17 protein-coding genes are annotated in these 18,192 nt (G+C 53.7%); 8 read left to right on the top strand and 9 right to left on the bottom strand.

The genetic code is table 11. The features are described 5' to 3' along the window. Positions 1-220: 220 nt before the first annotated feature. The 3 genes from mnmH to IVG45_RS01285 all read left to right on the top strand — a co-directional run bounded on the left by mnmH (position 221) and on the right by IVG45_RS01285 (position 3,904). Positions 221-1,303 carry a tRNA 2-selenouridine(34) synthase MnmH gene (mnmH, locus tag IVG45_RS01295; RefSeq protein WP_196436102.1) on the top strand — a complete coding sequence of 361 codons (1,083 nt, stop codon included), beginning with the start codon at positions 221-223 and terminating at the stop codon, positions 1,301-1,303. Further along, positions 1,296-3,563, top strand: coding sequence for a selenide, water dikinase SelD (gene selD / locus IVG45_RS01290; protein WP_196436101.1), 2,268 nt, complete (start codon positions 1,296-1,298; stop codon positions 3,561-3,563). The genes mnmH and selD overlap by 8 nt, the downstream gene beginning before the upstream one ends. Positions 3,564-3,739: 176 nt before the next feature. Continuing rightward, positions 3,740-3,904, top strand: a complete 165-nt coding sequence (locus IVG45_RS01285; protein ID WP_196436100.1) for a LuxR C-terminal-related transcriptional regulator — start codon at positions 3,740-3,742, stop codon at positions 3,902-3,904. Position 3,905: 1 nt separating this feature from the next. On the opposite strand, the gene IVG45_RS01280 is transcribed toward IVG45_RS01285, so the two are convergent. The 6 genes from IVG45_RS01280 to IVG45_RS01255 form a co-directional block, all read right to left on the bottom strand. After that, positions 3,906-5,111 carry an ABC transporter permease gene (locus IVG45_RS01280; protein WP_196436099.1) on the bottom strand — a complete coding sequence of 402 codons (1,206 nt, stop codon included), beginning with the start codon at positions 5,109-5,111 and terminating at the stop codon, positions 3,906-3,908. Further along, positions 5,105-5,815 carry an ABC transporter ATP-binding protein gene (locus IVG45_RS01275; protein WP_196436098.1) on the bottom strand — a complete coding sequence of 237 codons (711 nt, stop codon included), beginning with the start codon at positions 5,813-5,815 and terminating at the stop codon, positions 5,105-5,107. The genes IVG45_RS01280 and IVG45_RS01275 overlap by 7 nt, the downstream gene beginning before the upstream one ends. Continuing rightward, on the bottom strand, positions 5,812-7,098 hold the full coding sequence (locus tag IVG45_RS01270; protein WP_196436097.1) for an efflux RND transporter periplasmic adaptor subunit: 1,287 nt from the start codon (positions 7,096-7,098) through the stop codon (positions 5,812-5,814). Before IVG45_RS01270 ends, IVG45_RS01275 begins: the two co-directional genes overlap by 4 nt. Next, complete coding sequence (locus IVG45_RS01265; protein ID WP_196436096.1) at positions 7,088-8,530, bottom strand: efflux transporter outer membrane subunit; 1,443 nt, start codon at positions 8,528-8,530, stop codon at positions 7,088-7,090. The genes IVG45_RS01270 and IVG45_RS01265 overlap by 11 nt, the downstream gene beginning before the upstream one ends. Continuing rightward, positions 8,527-8,766, bottom strand: a complete 240-nt coding sequence (locus IVG45_RS01260) for a hypothetical protein (RefSeq protein ID WP_196436095.1) — start codon at positions 8,764-8,766, stop codon at positions 8,527-8,529. The genes IVG45_RS01265 and IVG45_RS01260 overlap by 4 nt, the downstream gene beginning before the upstream one ends. Positions 8,767-9,413: 647 nt before the next feature. After that, complete coding sequence (locus IVG45_RS01255; RefSeq protein WP_196435104.1) at positions 9,414-10,520, bottom strand: ISAs1 family transposase; 1,107 nt, start codon at positions 10,518-10,520, stop codon at positions 9,414-9,416. Between the two features lie 105 nt (positions 10,521-10,625). On the opposite strand from IVG45_RS01255, the gene IVG45_RS01250 reads away from it, so the two are divergent. Further along, a complete protein-coding gene (locus IVG45_RS01250) occupies positions 10,626-11,189 on the top strand; it encodes a hypothetical protein (protein WP_196436094.1) in 564 nt (187 codons plus the stop codon). A gap of 111 nt (positions 11,190-11,300) precedes the next feature. Here the strand turns inward: IVG45_RS01250 and cysE are convergent, their stop codons facing one another. Next, positions 11,301-12,053, bottom strand: a complete 753-nt coding sequence (cysE, locus tag IVG45_RS01245; RefSeq protein WP_196436093.1) for a serine O-acetyltransferase — start codon at positions 12,051-12,053, stop codon at positions 11,301-11,303. A gap of 5 nt (positions 12,054-12,058) precedes the next feature. Next, the gene (locus IVG45_RS01240; protein WP_196436092.1) at positions 12,059-12,784 is read right to left on the bottom strand and encodes an RNA methyltransferase; all 726 of its coding nucleotides are present in this window, start codon (positions 12,782-12,784) and stop codon (positions 12,059-12,061) included. A 92-nt stretch (positions 12,785-12,876) separates the two neighbouring features. Here IVG45_RS01240 and IVG45_RS01235 point away from each other — a divergent pair, with 92 nt between their 5' ends. The 3 genes from IVG45_RS01235 to IVG45_RS01225 all read left to right on the top strand — a co-directional run bounded on the left by IVG45_RS01235 (position 12,877) and on the right by IVG45_RS01225 (position 15,630). Next, on the top strand, positions 12,877-13,671 hold the full coding sequence (locus IVG45_RS01235; RefSeq protein WP_196436091.1) for an inositol monophosphatase family protein: 795 nt from the start codon (positions 12,877-12,879) through the stop codon (positions 13,669-13,671). A gap of 95 nt (positions 13,672-13,766) precedes the next feature. Then, complete coding sequence (locus IVG45_RS01230; protein ID WP_196436090.1) at positions 13,767-14,675, top strand: NAD(P)-dependent methylenetetrahydromethanopterin dehydrogenase; 909 nt, start codon at positions 13,767-13,769, stop codon at positions 14,673-14,675. Positions 14,676-14,724: 49 nt separating this feature from the next. Next, entirely contained in the window at positions 14,725-15,630 is a 906-nt protein-coding gene (locus tag IVG45_RS01225; RefSeq protein WP_196436089.1) for an NAD(P)-dependent methylenetetrahydromethanopterin dehydrogenase, read from the top strand. Between the two features lie 42 nt (positions 15,631-15,672). On the opposite strand, the gene IVG45_RS01220 is transcribed toward IVG45_RS01225, so the two are convergent. Next, on the bottom strand, positions 15,673-16,308 hold the full coding sequence (locus tag IVG45_RS01220) for a response regulator (RefSeq protein WP_196436088.1): 636 nt from the start codon (positions 16,306-16,308) through the stop codon (positions 15,673-15,675). A 171-nt stretch (positions 16,309-16,479) separates the two neighbouring features. On the opposite strand from IVG45_RS01220, the gene IVG45_RS01215 reads away from it, so the two are divergent. Beyond that, the gene (locus IVG45_RS01215) at positions 16,480-18,189 is read left to right on the top strand and encodes a proline--tRNA ligase (RefSeq protein ID WP_196436087.1); all 1,710 of its coding nucleotides are present in this window, start codon (positions 16,480-16,482) and stop codon (positions 18,187-18,189) included. Positions 18,190-18,192 lie beyond the last annotated feature (3 nt).

The following is an 18,192-nucleotide window of genomic DNA, read 5'->3' as shown; positions in this document are numbered from 1 at the left end:
TCGTAGCGAAGCGGAGAAAACCTGCAAGGCCTCGCGAAACGGCGTCAAGTCATGCGAGAGCCGATGTATCGACCCCTTGTTGGGTCGAAACGAGGTGACGCGGACGAATCGGGGCCGCCGGAGGCATAAGATGTACCGTATCTTTGTTTATGACAGCCTCCGCTGTAGAGGGTAAGCTATGCTTCGCGCTGAATAGTTACAACACATCCACACTAGGTTTATGATCAAACACCCCACTATCCCCGCATCCGAAGCCTTCAATCAGTTGGGCAATCTTGAAGTGGCTATTATCGATGTCAGGTCGGAGGGTGAATTTGAAAAGGCTCATTTCGATAATACAGTCAATATTCCCATCCTGTCCGATGCGCATCGCCATGATGTTGGTCTGACGTATAAAGTCGAAGGCTCCGAAGCGGCACAAGTGCTTGGGCATCAACTCGTCAGTGGCGAGTATAAGGACAATATGATTCAGCGCTGGAGCGAAGCGATCAAAAGCCGTCCCCGGCAGCCGGCTTTAGTCTTTTGCTGGCGCGGCGGACTGCGCTCTCGATTGGCTCAGGATTGGATTTATCAAAACGGCTGCGAAGCAATTCGGGTCGAAGGCGGCTATAAAGCCTTGAGACATGAAGCGCTCAAGGTGCTGGAAAATCCCGCGCCCTTTATCGTCCTTTCCGGCATGACCGGCTCAGGTAAAACCCGATTGCTGCATCAACTGCGGAGCTATGTCGATATCGAAGGCATTGCCAAGCATAGAGGCAGCGCTTTTGGCCTGCGGTTGGGCGTCCTCCAGCCGCAACAAGCTACCTTTGAAAACCAGCTTGCGCTATCGTTTTACCAGGCTTCCGGAAACTACGTGCTAGAAGACGAGAGCCCCAATATCGGCCGCTGTCATCTGCCCGATCACATTTATGCCCGCATGGCCGAAGCGCCGATGGTAATGATAGATACACCCGTCCGGGCGCGAGCCTTGGAAATCTACCGGGAATACATTCAAGCCCCTCATGCCAGCGGCGTACCAATAAGTGATATGGAAAATCGCTTTCTGCTGAACATGGAAAAAATCCGTAACCGGCTGGGCGGCCTTGAGTGCGATCAGATTAAAAACCTACTAAAACAAGCTTTTGCAATTGGCGCGATGAATGAAGATAGCGAAGCGCCCCATCTCGACTGGATCGAGCGTTTGCTGACCATTTATTACGACAAGCGCTATCTGTATGCTCTTTCGCTAAAATCGCGGCCAACCTTGTTCAAAGGTTCCTGGCGGGATTGTCTGGATTTTTTGCAAGATCTACAACATGCATAACAACCCGATACCCACCATTTCGGATTTGGTTTTGCTCGGCGGCGGCCATGCCAATATTCAGGTATTGAAGATGTTGGCGATGAATCCCATTGGCGGCCTGAGAATCACGTTAATATCCGATCAGACCCATTCGCCGTACTCCGGCATGATACCCGGCTTTCTGGCCGGTTATTATTCCTACGAGGAATGCCATTTCGATCTGAGAAGGCTCTGCGAAGAACTCGGCCAACGCTTTATCAAGGCCAAGATCGTCGGGCTGGACCCGCACAGAAAAACCGTCCAACTGGAGAACAGGGCGGAAATCAGCTATGACTGCGCGGCTATCAATGTCGGCATTCAGCCCAAGAGCATAGAGAATTTATCGGCAGAAGCCGCGGCAAAACTGATCCCGCTGAAACCGATTTCCCGGTTTATCGCCCATTGGCAGAGGTTGCTTGCCGATCTTGAGGCTTATCGAGGCGAGGCCCCCTTACGGCTGGCGGTTGTGGGAGCCGGCGCCTCGGGCGTCGAAATCGCGATCATCCTGAAAATGCTGATAACCCAAAACTGCTGGAAGGCCGAGGTGAACCTGATCCATCGGCATGAATTCTTGGTTTCGGCAAAAGACCTTTGCGCCCAACAGCGGCTGGCAAAAACGCTGAACGAATTGGGCATTACAGTCTTACAGAATACCGAAGTGCTTGAAGTCCAAGAAAATGGCCTGGTACTTAAAAATGCTACAGGACTGGTTGGTACTGAAAACTTTTATCGGGCGCTGATCGCCACCCAGGCCGCCGCGCCGGAGTGGTTCGAAAGTTCTGGGCTGGCGGTTGATCGGGACGGTTTCGTCAAGGTCAGCGAGAAACTTCGGGTCGAAAATGCCGACGCCCTATTTGCCGCCGGCGATTGCATTCATTTTTCGCCCTCGCCGTTGAAGAAGGCCGGTGTTTATGCGGTCAGGCAAGGCATGGTGCTCGAACACAATATCCGCGCCTTCTTTACCCGCCAATCCGCGTTAAAAAGCTTTCAGCCCAAAAAACATGTGTTGTCGTTGATTACGATAGGCGAACGTCAAGCCCTGGTTCATCAAGACGATGCCTCCATTTTGAGATGGATGTGGCCCTCGCTGTTGTGGCGGGTCAAGGACCAAATCGATCGGCGTTTCATGCAGCGTTTCCAGGCCGGGACTTTTAATGTAAAGCCGCCGTCTTTCAATAAAACCATGCCCAAAGCTAAAACATCCCTGGTGCCGGAGGATTGGGAAGACAACACTTGCGGAGGCTGCGGCAGCAAGCTGGCGGCCTCCACGCTGACGCAAGGCCTGGATAAACTGGCGATTCCCAAAGACGACTCCGTGCTGCTGGGCGTAAACGACGGCGAAGACTGCGCCTTGACCCGCTTCTCCGAACATACGCTGTGTTTGCAAACCATAGACCAGTTCCGCTCCTTCATTTCAGACCCTTTTCTATTCGGGCAAATCGCCACCCAGCATGCGTTGAGCGATGTCTATGCGATGGGCGGCGTCGCCAAGACGGTTCAGGTAGGCCTGACACTCCAGCCGGCAGCGGCAAGGATTCATAAAGAAGACATTTTTCAGGTCATGTCCGGCGTACTGGATAGTTTGGCTAAAAGCGGAGTTTCCCTGGTCGGCGGCCATACCGGCGAAGGCTCGGAGTTCTCGATTTCTATTGCGGTCCAGGGCGAAGTGGTGCCGCATCGGGTTTTAAGGAAACGGCTGACCAAATCCGGCAACCGCTTGATTTTGACCAAACCCATCGGCACCGGTGTGATCCTTGCCGCCAATATGCTGGCCCAGGCTAATGGTAAATGGGTAGACGAGGCGCTTTCCAGCATGTTGCAGTCTAATTATGTCGCGATGGAAGCGATCCGATCTTTTGATATATCCGGTTGCACCGATATTACCGGTTTTGGCGTACTGGGACACGTATTTGAAATGATGGGCACAGGCGATAGCGCTTTGGGGGTTAAACTCGATTACCAGGCCATTCCGCTATTCGCCGGCGTTGCCGAATTATTTAATAAAGGTTATTTCGCCTCCATCGCGCCTCAAAATCATGCGTCCTTGGCTTGCCTGCTGAATGCCGACATCAGCCCACAACACTTTCCGGCGTTGTTCGATCCGCAAACCAGCGGCGGGCTTTTATTTTCAGTAGCGCACGATCAGACCAAAGCTTGTTTACAAGCTCTGCATGATAACGGTGTTACCAGAGCCTGCGTCATCGGTGAAGTCATCGACCGGAATAAAATCATCGTTGTTTGACCCAGGCGTCCGGTTGAGAAACCAAACCAATTCGATACCTGAAAAGTCGCCATCAATTTGCGGCTACTCGCGCAAACGATCACCAAATGAGGATGCCGAAATATATATCGGCGTGTTCCGCGATTTGACTCAACCTCGTCGCCCGTTCTCCGCTGACAGCAGCTGAACGAAAAGTTTTGCTGGCCTTGCTGAGCGGGCAATCGGAAAAACAAATCGCCTCCTCGCTGGAACAAAGCTATAGCACCCCCCATTCCCACATCAAGGCAATTTACCGCAAGTTTGGAGTCAACAACCGCGCGGCGCTGATGGCCCTCTGGCTCGGCAAGGCCCATCTGTCATAGTTTATTCGTGCCGCAACGCCTCAATCGGGTCCATTCTGGCCGCCTTGCGGGCCGGCACATAACCAAACACGATGCCTACCCCGGCGGAAAAGGCGAAAGCCGCCAAAATCACCGATAAATTCAGCACCCAAGGCACCTGCAGCAAGGTCGCCAGCAAGTTGGAAAACAGCATCGCCAGTACAATACCGATGACGCCGCCGGTAGACGACAACACGACGGCTTCCACCAGAAACTGCAGCATGATTTCCTTTTCCAGGGCGCCAATCGCCAAACGAATGCCGATCTCGCGCGTACGTTCCGTCACCGACACCAGCATGATGTTCATAATGCCGATTCCGCCGACCAGCAGGCTCACCGCAGCCACCGCGCCGAGCAAGCTGGTCATCATTTGCGTGGTGCCGGACAACATGCTGGCAATTTCCTTCATGTCCATTACGTTGAAATTGTCGTCTTCATCGGCCGAGATATGCCGGCGCACCCGCAGTACCCGTTGCAACGCCAGCTTGACGGTGTCGGTCGAAACGCCGTCTTGGGCAGACACTTGAATCATGGTCACGTCGTTATTACCGGCTATCCGGCGTTGAAACGTCCTTAACGGCATGACGACGATGTCGTCCTGGTCGGTACCCATACTGGATTGGCCTTTAGCTTCCAGCAAGCCGACGATTTCGCATGACAATTTTTGCAAGCGCACCCGCGCACCCAGCGGACTTTGCCGGCCGAACAACTTGTCGCGCACGGTTTCGCCGATCACGCAGACGGCGGCTCCTGAACGGGCTTCGCTAGGGGTAAATATCCGGCCTTCGGCGATTTGGCGATTGTTGACGCTAAAAAGCTCCGCCGTGCCGCCCGTAACACTGGTACCCCAGTTCTCGTTGGCGACAATCGCTGTCGAAGAAGCCGATGCTTGGGGTGCGACCGCCGCCAATTCAGGAATTTCACGCATGATGGCTTCGGCATCGGCTATTTTGAACGCGGGCGCCGAGGCGCTTTGTCCCGGCCCCATGCGTTTGCCACCGGTAATCATCAATAAATTGCTACCCAAACTGGCAATTTGCTGCGTCACTTGCTGGGTCGCGCCGCTGCCCAATGTTACCAAAACGATAACCGCCGCCACGCCGATGATGATGCCGAGCATGGTCAATATCGAACGCATCAGGTTACGGCGCAATTCCCGAAACGCCAGTCGCAAGGCCACTCCTAACATGAGCCACTCTCGGTGGTTTGGTCGCATTCGATCAAACCGTCGCGAAAATGTACGATGCGCTTGGCGTAAGCCGCCATGTCGGCTTCGTGGGTGACCATCACGATGGTAATGTCGTTGTCGCGATTGAAGGTGGTCAGAAGTTCCATGATTTCTTTACTGCGCTGAGTGTCAAGGTTGCCGGTTGGTTCGTCTGCCAAAAGTAACAAGGGTTGGGTGACCATGGCGCGGGCAATCGCCACGCGTTGCTGCTGGCCGCCGGATAATTCATTGGGCATATGGTGTTCCCAGCCTTCGAGGCCAACGGTTCTCAATGCTTGATAAGCGGCGGCATGGCGTTCGTCCGGGTCGACGCCGCGATAAATCAGCGGCAGCTCGACGTTTTCCAAGGCGGAGGTGCGGTTCAGCAGATTGAAGCCCTGGAAGATAAAGCCGAGATAATGCCGGCGCAGCAACGTTCGCTGGTCGCGTGAGAGGCTGCCGACATCGATGTCCTGAAGCAGGTATTGCCCATCGGTCGGTTGATCCATGCAACCGAGAATGTTCATGCAGGTACTCTTGCCGGAGCCGCTCGGCCCCATGACGGCAACGAATTCGCCTTGTTCTATGTTTAGGCTGATGCCGCGCAAGGCCTGCATCTCCACTACGCCGCCGCCGTAAATTTTGCGGATGTCCCGCAACGCCAATAACGGTTTGGAGGCGTTCATGGCTGTTGCGCCGTTCCACTTACCAATTCCGTTCCGACCTCGACATCGCCGACAACGATTTCGGTCATTTTGCCGTCGCTGACGCCTTTGGTGATAGCAAACGGAAACAATTGGCCGTCGCGTAAACTCCATACCTGTTGGGTTTTTCCGGTCGAGGCTTGGACGTCTTTGATGGGTTCCGAACTCGGCGGACGCGGTAATAAAGCGCCCAGCAAACCACCGTTGCCACCGTTTTTCTTTTGCCGACCGGCCGGCGGTGTAAAACGCAAGACGCTGTTGGGAACCAGTAAAACGTCTTTTTTCCGCTCGACGGTAATCAGTGCCGTGGCGGTCATACCGGGCCGCAAGGTCAGCGATGAATTATCGACCCGTAGCACTGTTTTATACGTCACCACGCCGTCCACGGTTTCCGAACCGTAACGCACTTGAGTGATTTCGGCCGGAAAGTTACGGTCCGGATAGGCGTCGACCGTGAATTGGGCGGGCTGGCCGGGCCGCACCATGCCGACATCGGCTTCGTCGACGTCGACTTGCAACTCCATTTGCGTGAGGTCTTCGGCCAAGGTGAACAAGATAGGTGCCTGAAACTGCGATGCGACGGTCTGGCCCGGTTCGACCGAGCGGGCCAACACCACGCCGTTGATCGGTGACTTCACCACGGCTTTGGTCAAGTCGGTCAAATTGACGTTAAGCGTACCCTGGGCCTGGTTGACCGATGCTTTAGCAGAAGCTTCATCGGCTTGGGCACGAGCCAACGTGGCCTTGGCGGCATCCAGGTCGTATTGCGAAGGTACTTTGCCGCCGCTCAACTCTCGTACGTTTAACTGCTTGGCCAGTTGTACCTCGGCTTCATTGACCGTGGCCCGCACTTGCCGTACCTTGGCTTTTGCCGCTTCCAGCGCCGCCCGCGACTGCAGAGCCTGCGCTTCCAGTCGAGTGGTATCCAGACTGGCCAGTACCTGGCCAATTTTTACCCTATCGTTGTAATCCGCTTGCACCGATTTGATGGTGCCGGACACTTCGATACCGACATCCACTTCTTTCAACGGCGCTAGGGTGCCGGTGGCGCTAACCGTCACCGATAAGTCGCCGCGAGTCACGGTTTGGGTGTTATAAGCAACAGACTGCCCGCCAGTGCGGCTTAGCCACAGGCCAAGCATGCCGATAACAAAACCGGCAACCGCAATCCACAACCACTTTTTTTGCGTCTGGCGCTTGCCGTGCGTTTCCAATCCGAGCAGTTGGCGAATAGCTTGCGGCGAGGGAACTTTTTTAGTGTTCATGCCCTGTTTCCTGTTTGTTTTTTTCAATATCCCATCCTCCGCCGAGCGCCTTGTAAAGGCGGATGACGTTCGAGGCGACTTCGGCTTGGCTGATAGCGAGCTGCAATTGCACACTGAGCAGAGAGCGCTGCGCTTCCAATACTCGCTGGAAATCGCTGATACCCGAGGTGTATTGTGTTTGAGCTAAAGCCAGTGCGCTGATGCCGGCCGCGACGGCTGACTCCAGACTGTCGCGGCGCTTAATTTCCTCTTCATAAGCGGTTAATGCATTTTCGACATCGCGCAAGGCCGCCAACAACGTCGCTTCGTACAACCCCAATGCCTGTTCGGTCAAGGCGTTTTGAATATCGACGTTGGCGCTGATGCGGCCGCCGTCCAGCAACACCAACGCCGCTTTGGCCGCCATTTGAAAGGCCTTGGCGCTGGCGCTATAGAGATTGGCATAAGCCAAGGATTCCAGACCGATCGAACCGCTTAAGGTAAAGTCAGGATAACGCGCGGCTTCCGCAACCCCTATTTGAGCGGTTTGAGCCGCCAGTTGACGTTCTGCGCGGCGCACGTCGGGCCGCTGCCGCAGCATGTCGGCGGGGATGCCGACCGCCACCCGGCCGGTTGCGGCTGGAATCGGAGCCGAAGCAGCCAGCTGTGTATCCAGGTCGACAGGCTGCAGGCCCAGCAATAAGGCCAAGCTATGTTTGCTTTGCTTGATCGAGCTACGCAGATTTGGCAAGTTGGCGCGGGTATTTTCCATCGTCAATTTGGCCTGATCGACGTCCAACTGTGTGGTCAAGCCGGCCATGCCCCGCCAGCGGGTAATGTCGTAAGTTTCCGACTGCGAGGCCAGAGTATTTTCCGTGATCGCCAAACGGGTTTGGTAGCCGCGCAGCTCCACATAGTTCAAAGCGACTTCCGCGCACAGACTGACCAATACATCGCGCAAATCTTCCCGCGCCGCTTGTTCGCCGGCTTCGGCCGATTCGATGTTGCGGCGCAACTTGCCGAACAGATCCAATTCCCAACTGGCGTCAATGCCGTGGCTATACAATTCGCTGGACACACCGATGCCCGTGCTCCCAGCACTGAAACCGGCCTGCTTACTGCTGCCGGTCTGGCTAGCGGATAGCTCCATTGACGAGGTAGGCAGCAGGTTGGCATCGGCCAAACGGCGTCGAGCACGTGCTTCATGCAAACGCGCCTGGGCTTGATAGAGATCGCGATTCCCGGTTTTGGCCTGTTCGATGAGATTGGATAACAGCGGGTCGTTGAAGATCCGCCACCACTGGGCCATATCCGCCTCCGTTGCTGCAATATTGGCCGCCGTGCCGCTCCATGAGGCGGGGAGATTGGTTTCCGGCCTTCGGTAATCGGGGCCGACCATGCAACCCGTCAGCAGCAAATTGATCCACAGGATGGCTTTTTTACGCAAGCTCATCGCTCGACTGTTAAATCCGCTACGGGTTTCAGCCAGCTCAGGGCGTATTTCCCCAGCCAAAGTGCGGCGAAATTGTCCCTCATGGCGATGCTGTCCATAAACGCGTTGGTTACGCTGGCGTGATCGATTTCAAACAGTCTTGCCGCCGCGTAGCCGCCATCGGCGATAAATGCATCGCGCTTGGCAGCCTGATCTTGCTCGATTAGCGCAGAGAGATGGAAAACGCAAGCTGTCAATATGAGTGCACGGGTAGTGGCTGGTAAACAATAATGGACGACTCTAGGCCAATTAATTATCACTGAAAATCCCATGAGAACGAGGGGGACATTATGCTGTCGTTATCGGTTAAGCAGTGTTGGCGGTTTGTAAAATTAGGTAAAAATAGCGTGAGGCGGCAAGGTCCGGCCATTGTCTGACCTTGCCGACACGGAATAAAGGACAATTCCGAAGAAAATTAAGCCGAAGTAGAGAAACTGCAGCTCTGCGGGAGCTGACTCAAAATCGCGCCATAGGCATGCATGAATTCCATGGTCTTTTTCGTAAACTGCATGTCGTCGGCATTATCCCTTGAAACTATGCATTTCATACGCCAGTCAAGAAAACTTCAAAATCCATGGTTAATTCCCCTATTTAGGTAATTGTCGGTGGCGAGGGTAAACAAGATAATGGTCAAGGACCGCGAGACTGGTTCGTGGATTGCCTCGGCTTCAGAAGAATGTATCAGGCAACAATCACGGCCCAACGAAAAGGCTGGTGCGTTGCCCCTCTAGTCTCTGGTCGAATATCAACATTTAGTTGGCTCTAACAGGAGCCGTGCTGGCAACCCCGTTTAACCCCTTCGGGCGTTTCACAATTAAAGCCCCTGCGTAGCAGGGCAATCGCGCTACGTAGCTTCTGTCCCAAAAAGTAACTTGAAGCGATAGTTGTCGTTTAGACAGGCCCGCAGTTTACGGCGCTTCAAGCTATCTTTAGTTGGACCGTTGTTCCTGAGCAGATTCAAGGCCATCCGTCGCATCAATGCCAGATTTTCGGCGGAATGATCAGTTCTGGCTCGATTGGCGTCTTCGCCAAATTGCACATCCAACACCCAGTGCTGTGAGTTTTCAATCGCCCAATGTTGTCGGACACCTTTGGCAAAGCGCGACAAATCGGTAAATGAGCACAAATAGTAACGATGCTCGACCGAGGTTTTATCGCCGATGATGCGCGTTGATTCAACCCTTCCAACGGCTTGTAGTCCGGCCCAGTCTGGCTTTTGCGTCAACCAATCAATCTGGGTACTCAAGCTATAGCGGCGTATTTCGATGCGCCCGTGACTTTTGTCGATCGTTTCATGGATGGGTAATCGACTTTGGGCATTTTCCGTATCCAGCCAGAGTCGAACGTCTTCGCAAAGCAAGGCGTGATTATCCTTGAGAGCCAACACATAATCGGCTTGCGCCGCGACGATGGTTTGGGCAATGGCTTTTTGGCAGCCCATGGCATCAATCGAGATCAAGGCGCCTTGAATATCCAACATCGACAACAAATCCGGAATGGCCGTGATTTCGTTAGTTTTTTCGCCGACCGCTTGCTGCGCTAATACCCAGCGCGCTTCAGCGGCAAAAGCACTCATCAAATGCACGGCTTTATCCCCTTCACGACTGCCGCGCAGGGTTTTACCATCCAAACAAACTTGCTGACCCGAAAGGCTGGGCAAGGCCGCCCGCACCCAACACTGAAAGGCATCCGCAAAGGCTTTGGGATTCAATCGTCCAAATACATCACTCAAGGTATCGTGCGAGGGAATGCCGTTCGGTAGTGCCAGAAATGTCCTAAGCCAATCTTCTTTTTCTTCGGCAAACTCTTCCATGCCTACCCAGTCTTCAATGCCACTCAACACCGCGCACAATACAATCATGACAATATCGCCGAGGTTGTGCAGCTTGTTTTTGGTTTCGCGCCGCGGGTCTTCAAGATTAGCCAAATAGGGCATTGGATCAGGTAACATCTGCGTTTTGGGGCAAATCACTATACTAAACGATAGGATCGGGCAAGTGCTACATAGCGCGATTGCCCTGCCCTGCGTAGCCGGGGCTATTTACTAAGGAGCATTATGGCAGTCAAATCTTGGGTGGGTACTCTTGAATCCCATGCAATTTCTACAAACACTTTTTCCTACGGGAGGATTTTTAATGAGAGGATTTACAGTCCTTGTCGAAGAAAAGCCGAGCCCAATTTAACGCACGTTTTAGATTATTTTGATTATTCGGAAGGCAACGGGCAGTTATTGGATATTGATAGGTTCAAGGGACTGCGTTCGATCGGGGGTGATGAAAGACCGGCTCTAGTAATTATAGGCGATTCAACCAGTGAAATAACGCATGCTTTAGCTTCCGTAGGCAATATGTATAACATTGTGACCAGTAAGTTTGAGTATTTGTTCTTTCATCAGGCAAAGATTGAGTCTGGAAGTATTTTTAAAAAAAATGTACGTTTTATGATGCTGTTTCCCGGACCTATCGGTGATAGGGAATTTGCAAATTCAATAGATGAATGTATACCTGGAAATCCACCCAATCGTGTTCAACTAAAAAGGCTTGCTCTGGTTTGGAATGAAAGAACTCACAAGAAAAAACGTTACAAAGGTTGGCGCGGGCGTATTTTTCAACCATCTTGACTCAAGCCCTAAGTATTCCACTAAATTGTCCGGTGTGGTGTTTGTCGATACCTAGCGGGTAATCATGACAACATGCGTCCGATTACGTTTCGCTAATCGGACCCGCGCATTTCAATCCTTATCCTTAATCTGGCAATCATCCATGTACGGAATGTGTTGATCGCCGCATTGAATGCCGGCGTCATTCAATTTCCGGCACATCACTTCCAGTTGTTTGTCCATTTGATGAATATGATCCAACATTAAATTGATGGCATTAGCAATCGGATCGGGCATATCGCCGGTGGCGCCGTAGGCGTCGAAACCGATTTTTTGCGCGATCGCATCGCGTCGGGCTTTTTCCTGTTTGGCCTTGGCATCGATAATATGCGCCGGAATTCCGACCACCGACACCCCCGCCGGCACCGGTTTTACCACCACCGAATTGGAACCCACCCTGGCGCCCTCGCCTATTTCTATCGGCCCCAGCACCTTGGCGCCGGCGCCTATCACCACGCCATTTTTTAAAGTCGGGTGGCGCTTGCCCTTGTTCCAACTGGTTCCGCCCAGGGTAACGCCGTGATACAGGGTGCAGTCATCCCCGATGGTGGCTGTTTCACCGATCACCACCCCCATGCCGTGATCGATAAAAAAACGTCGGCCGATTTTGGCGCCCGGATGAATTTCAATCCCGGTCAGCCAACGCCCCAAAAACGAAACATAGCGCGCGGGCCAGTTAAACCGCCGTTCCCACAACCAATGACTGACTCGGTGAATCAATACAGCATGGAAACCCGGATAGGTGGTGATTACCTCGAACACCGATTGCGCGGCCGGATCGCGCGCAAACACACACTGAATATCTTCTTTGATTTGGTCGAACATATCGCCTACTTCAGGTTGTGGTTTTGAGAGAATCGCAAGATACCCCGCAAAATATCCAGCTCCTTGGTATCGAGCTGAGTACGATTGAATACACGCCGCAAGCGGCGCATGATGGAGCGGGAACGCTCCGGATGCAAAAAGCCAATATCGGCCATGGTTTCGTGTAAATGGGTATAAAAAGCTTCCATTTGCTCCGCCGTCGCCAAGGGCTCCTCGCCGCGATCGCCTATGCTGCTGGCATATTCCCGGCCGCTGGCGACGAATAACTCATAACTGACTACTTGCACCGCCGCCGCCAAGTTCAGCGAACTGTAGTCGGGATTACAAGGAATACGCAGCAAATAATGACACAAATCCAGCTCGTGATTTTTCAATCCGGAATTTTCCCGGCCAAATACCAAGGCGATATTTTCCTTTGCCGCCCCGCCGCCCCATTTTTCGGCGCATTCGCGTGCAGTGACCGAAGGCCAGCTTATGGTTCTATCGCGGGCACTGGATCCCAAAACAACCTGACAATCGGCTATCGCCTGTTGCAGGGAATCATGGACACGGGCTGCGCGTAATACATCATCGGCACCGGAAGCGCGCGCCGTGGCATCGGCATGAGGAAACAGCTTGGGCGACACCAGCCGCAGTTGATCCATGCCCATGTTTTTCATCGCCCGCGCCACGGCGCCGATGTTGCCGGGATGGGATGTCTCAACCAGAACGACTTTAAAATTGGATAGCAAAGGCGGCTCTCAACGGCTAAAAAACCGGCGATTCTAGCAAAAGATTTGCTATGCTATCGCTGTTTTCTAACTGCTCATTACCAATCCGATCTATGCATCCCATGCTTAATATAGCCGTGCGCGCAGCGCGCAACGCCGGCGACCTGATTCAACGTTCCTCGCAAAATGTCGAGAAACTCACCATCGACCAAAAAAGCCGCAATGACTACGCCTCCGAAGTCGACCGCATGGCCGAGCAGGAAATCATCAAAGTGATTCGAGCAGCCTTTCCGGAACACGGCATCCTGGCCGAAGAAAGCGGCGAGCATCAGGGTAATGATTATGTCTGGGTTATCGACCCGCTGGATGGCACCACCAATTTTCTACATGGTTTTCCGCAATATGCGGTTTCGATCGCACTGAAGCATAAAAACAAGCTGGAAGTCGGCGTGATTTACGATCCGGTTCGCGATGAACTGTTCACCGCCGAGCGTGGCGGCGGCGCGATGCTGAACAACCGGAAAATCCGCGTCACCAAACAAAACAGCATGCGCGGGGCCTTGATCGGCACCGGCTTTCCGTTCAAAACCATGGAACATATCGAACCTTATTTAGGCATGTTCAAGGCGATTGCCGCCGACACCGCCGGCATCAGAAGAGCCGGCGCCGCCGCGCTGGATATGGCCTATGTTGCCTGCGGCCGTCTGGATGCTTATTGGGAGATCGGAGTCAAGGAATGGGACATTGCCGCCGGGGTTTTGTTGATCCAGGAAGCGGGCGGCGTAGCTACCGACTTTTCCTTTAACGACAAGTATTTACAATCCGGCAACATCATCGTCGGCAATCCGCGCATGCATCAATTGATGTACCACGCCATCGAACCGCACGTCACCTCCAAGCTGAAATGAGCAGTCTGACGACTTAATCCAGCATCAGAGCAAAATTGTTATCGGCCGGACTTTTCTTTTATACTTGACGGCTAATCAAAATCCTAGAGGAAACCATGGAAAAACCTTTCATCCTACACATGCTGACCACAGCCAAAAACCTAAGCCCTTTCGACGTCAACATGGCGATGGATGCGGGCTGGATTTCGGCCGTCCCTTACATCAACGTTGAACCCAGCGAAGTAAGGGGTTTGGTGCAAGACGCCATCTTCTCCCGTAGTCCGAAAGGTCTGTTGCGCACCGCCATTTTCATTGGTGGCCGCGAAACCAAGCAAGCCATGGACATGCTGAAAATGGCCAAAAATTCCATGGTTCCGCCTTTCGAAGTCTCCGTATTTGCCGATCCCAGCGGCGCCTTCACTACCGCGGCCGGCATGGTGGCGGCGGTTGAAAAAGAACTAGCCAACAAATTCGGCACCACGCTGGAAGGCAAAAACGTACTGGCGCTGGGCGGTACCGGCCCTGTCGGCCAAGCCGCCGCCGTGATTGCCGCCCAAGCAGGCGCCAAGGTCAGAATCATCGGCAGACAGCTGGATAGAGCCCAACGCACCGCCGAATTGTGCAGCGAGGAATTCGGCGACGGCAAAATCAGCATCAGCGCCGGCGCCGATGCCGACAAAGCCGAATACATGCAAACAGCGGACGTGGTATTTGCCACCGGCGCCGCCGGCATCGAATTATTGAGCGCGGAACTGATTGCCTCGGCCCCGCAATTGAAAGTGGCCGCCGACGTCAACGCCGTGCCGCCCGCCGGCATTGCCGGCTTGGACGCCTTCGACAACGGCAAACCGTTGGCGGGTTCCAATAGCGGCGCGGTCGGTATCGGCGCGTTGGCGATCGGCAACATCAAATACCAGGCGCAAAGCCGCTTACTGAAAAGAATGCTGGAATGCGATCAACCGCTGTTCCTGCATTTTGAACACGCATTTGAAGTAGCCCGTGAATTTATTAAATCGAGTAATTAAGGTATTGTTCCAGCCAAGCAATCCGTCAACTACCGAAGGTAAGATCAAAATGGCAAAACGCAGCATACTTCACATGTTCGACCCGATGCCAAACAACAGCCCGTTTGACATCAACATGGCGCTCGATGCCGGTTTTGACGTGCTGATGCCTTATTCCAACGTCAAATTGGAGAACATCCAAAACCTGACACAGGATGCGATTTTTTCGCGCAGCCCGTCCGGCATCAAGAAAACCGGGATTTTTATCGGTGGCCGCGACATTGGCCTAGCCATCGATATGTTGCAAGCGACCAAGCCTGCCATGGTGCCGCCTTTCGAGATTTCGGTTTTCGCCGATCCCAGCGGCGCCTACACTACGGCGGCGGCATTGGTGGCCTGCGTCGAAAAAGCCTTGCAACAAACCCACGGCAAGGAATTAAAGGACTGCAAGGCCTTGGTTTTCGGCGGTACCGGCCCTGTCGGCATTGCCACCGGCATCATTGCTTCGCTGCAAGGCGCCGAAACCGTATTGGTCGATCATTTATCGGTGGATACGGCAAATGACGCGGCCAAGCAATACAATCGCCGTTTCAATGCCAAAATGACCGGTGCCGTGGCCAGAACCGATGCTGAAAAAGCAGAACTGCTTGGCGATGCGGACATTGTGTTCTGTACCGCAAAAGCCGGCATCCGGGTGCTGAATGCGGCGGTATTGGCCGGGGCCAAGCAATTGAAAGTGGCGGGTGACGTCAACGCAGTCCCGCCGCCGGGGATTGAGGGCATTGGCTCTAACGACATGGCCGTTCCATTGATTCATGCCACCCAGTCGGCTAACGCCGTGGGCGTGGGCGCGTTGGCTGTCGGCAATGTGAAATATCAATTACAGCATGAATTGTTGAAGTTCATGCTGGAAAGTGAAAAGCCGGTTTTTATCGACTTTAGAGAAGCTTTCACCAAGGCTCGCGGCTTGGTTTGATCCGACAAAAGTGCTCGTCCATCGGCGGGCACTTTTACCGCACTAAGTTTCGAAATAGTTAAATTTGACCGCCAACCGGGTCAGTTCCACGTCATTTTTGATTTTCAGCTTGGCGTACAAGCGATAACGGTAGGTATTGACGGTCTTGTCGCTTAGCGTCAATGCCTCGGCAATTTCCTGAATGCCCTTACCCCGCAGAATCATCTGGGCCACCTCGGCTTCGCGTTGCGACAGCTGAAAAAACGGCGAAGCCTCTTCGCTCTCTATCGACTCAAATACCAGATTGCTGGCCACATCCTGGCATAAATAGCGCTTGCCGGACATCACGGTTTTGATCGCCCCGACCATTTCGCTGACGGGCGAAGCCTTGGAGACAAAACCGCCCACTCCCAACTTTAACAATTGCTGAGGAATCGGGCCGCCATTGTGTACCGACAAACCGATAATCTTGACTTTGGGATAACTCTGCAAAATACGCCGGCACGCTTCAAATCCGCCCATCCCCGGCATATTGACATCCATCAGCACCACATCCGGAGGATCGGCGCCTATCACCTGCAGCGCTTTTTCTCCGCAATCACAGACAGCAACCACGGCAATACCCTCGACTGCATTTAACAATGCTTCGATGCCGCTTCTAACCAACTCATGATCATCAACCAGCAAAACTTTAATCATTTTTCCTAATCTTCCGGGCACACTATCCAAAGAAATTGCCAAATGCTCCCGAATTATAGCAAACATAAGCAATATCAAGCCCGATCCGGCAGAAAAATCACCCGCTAAAATTCTCAGTCCGCCCGTTAAACGGTAAAATGGCAATTTATTGACTAAATACCCATCAACGACATGCGCACATCACAATTCCCCCTGAGCACCGTAAAAGAAACACCCGCCGATGCCGAAATCGCCAGCCATAAACTGATGATACGCGCCGGCCTGATCCGCAAACTGGCGGCCGGCATCTATGTCTGGTTGCCGCTGGGCTTGCGCGTGCTGCGCAAGGTGGAGCAAATCACCCGCGACGAAATGAACAAGGCCGGCGCGCTGGAAGTGTTGATGCCCGCCCTGCAACCCGCCGAACTGTGGCAGGAAACCGGCCGCTGGGAAAAATACGGCCCGGAACTGGCGCGCATGAAAGACCGGCACGACCGCGATTTCTGCCTGGGCCCCACCCACGAGGAAATCATCACCGACCTGGCCCGCAACGAGTTGAAAAGCTATAAGCAATTACCGATCACTTATTACCAGATCCAAACCAAATTCCGCGACGAGATCCGCCCCCGCTTCGGCGTGATGCGCTCGCGCGAATTCATCATGAAAGACGCCTACTCCTTCCATTTGAATCAGGAATCGTTGCAGCAAACCTACGACTTGATGTATCAAACCTATACCAATATTTTCAATCGCTTTGGTTTGAAATTCCGCGCCGTGATCGCCGACTCCGGCTCGATAGGCGGCGCGGTCTCGCATGAATTTCACGTACTGGCCGATTCCGGCGAGGACGCCATCGCATTTTCCGACGCCAGCGATTATGCCGCCAACGTCGAAAAGGCCGAAGCCTTGATGCCGCAAGGCACGCGACCCGCGGCGACCCAAACCATGACCTTGGTCGATACTCCCAACCAGCACAGCATCGATGAAGTCAGCCGGTTTTTCAATGTCGATCCCGAACAATGCCTGAAAACCCTGATCGTCAGAGGCGAGGATAACACCCTGGTTGCACTGCTGCTGCGCGGCGACCATGAATTAAATACCATCAAGGCCGAAAAAATCCCAGGCGTGTTGTCGCCGCTGCAATTGGCCAGCGACGAAGAGATCAGCGCCGCTTGCGGTTGCAAACCCGGTTCCATCGGGCCGATCGGCTTAACCATGCCGGTCATCGCCGACCGTAGCGTCAGCCTGATGGCCGATTTTATCTGCGGCGCCAACCAAGACGGCAAGCATTACAGCGGCGTAAATTGGCAACGCGATTTGCCAGCTCCCGAACAATTTGCCGATCTGCGCATGGTGGTGGAAGGCGACCCCAGTCCGGACGGCCAAGGCAACATCACGATTGCTCGCGGCATCGAAGTCGGTCATATCTTTCAGTTGGGCGATAAATACAGCGAGGCCATGAACGCGGCCATCGTCAACGAAGCCGGCAAGAATCAGATCATGATCATGGGATGCTACGGCATCGGCATTTCGCGCGTGGTGGCCGCCGCCATCGAGCAAGGCCATGACGAGCGCGGCATCATCTGGCCGAACGAACTAGCTCCCTTCCAGGTGGCTATCTGCCCCATGAACATGTATAAATCCGACCGCCTGACCGGCACGGTCGAGAAAATCTACCGCGAGTTAATGGCTGCCGGGATTGAAGTGCTGCTGGACGACAGAAAAGTGCGTGCCGGCTTCATGTTCTCGGATATGGAATTGATCGGTATCCCGCACCGAATCGTGATCGGCGATCGCGGATTGGATAGCGGCACCGTCGAATATCAAGGCCGCAACGACAAGGAAAGCCAGGAAGTGGCGTTTGACGAAATCGTCGGCTTTTTGAAAAGCAAACTGGCGTAAATT

It is taken from the genome of Methylomonas sp. LL1 (genome assembly GCF_015711015.1).
Lineage (GTDB): Bacteria > Pseudomonadota > Gammaproteobacteria > Methylococcales > Methylomonadaceae > Methylomonas.
The sequence above is the reverse complement of the archived record's forward strand: the minus strand, read 5'-3'. Positions and strand labels throughout refer to the sequence as shown.

Coding starts and splice junctions, on each gene's coding strand:
- mnmH (WP_196436102.1), top strand. CDS start 221: ATGATCAAACACCCCACTATCCCCGCATCCGAAGCCTTCAATCAGTTG.
- selD (WP_196436101.1), top strand. CDS start 1,296: ATGCATAACAACCCGATACCCACCATTTCGGATTTGGTTTTGCTCGGC.
- IVG45_RS01280 (WP_196436099.1), bottom strand. CDS start 5,111: ATGTTAGGAGTGGCCTTGCGACTGGCGTTTCGGGAATTGCGCCGTAAC.
- IVG45_RS01275 (WP_196436098.1), bottom strand. CDS start 5,815: ATGAACGCCTCCAAACCGTTATTGGCGTTGCGGGACATCCGCAAAATT.
- IVG45_RS01270 (WP_196436097.1), bottom strand. CDS start 7,098: ATGAACACTAAAAAAGTTCCCTCGCCGCAAGCTATTCGCCAACTGCTC.
- IVG45_RS01265 (WP_196436096.1), bottom strand. CDS start 8,530: ATGAGCTTGCGTAAAAAAGCCATCCTGTGGATCAATTTGCTGCTGACG.
- IVG45_RS01255 (WP_196435104.1), bottom strand. CDS start 10,520: ATGTTACCTGATCCAATGCCCTATTTGGCTAATCTTGAAGACCCGCGG.
- IVG45_RS01250 (WP_196436094.1), top strand. CDS start 10,626: ATGGCAGTCAAATCTTGGGTGGGTACTCTTGAATCCCATGCAATTTCT.
- cysE (WP_196436093.1), bottom strand. CDS start 12,053: ATGTTCGACCAAATCAAAGAAGATATTCAGTGTGTGTTTGCGCGCGAT.
- IVG45_RS01235 (WP_196436091.1), top strand. CDS start 12,877: ATGCATCCCATGCTTAATATAGCCGTGCGCGCAGCGCGCAACGCCGGC.
- IVG45_RS01230 (WP_196436090.1), top strand. CDS start 13,767: ATGGAAAAACCTTTCATCCTACACATGCTGACCACAGCCAAAAACCTA.
- IVG45_RS01225 (WP_196436089.1), top strand. CDS start 14,725: ATGGCAAAACGCAGCATACTTCACATGTTCGACCCGATGCCAAACAAC.
- IVG45_RS01220 (WP_196436088.1), bottom strand. CDS start 16,308: ATGATTAAAGTTTTGCTGGTTGATGATCATGAGTTGGTTAGAAGCGGC.
- IVG45_RS01215 (WP_196436087.1), top strand. CDS start 16,480: ATGCGCACATCACAATTCCCCCTGAGCACCGTAAAAGAAACACCCGCC.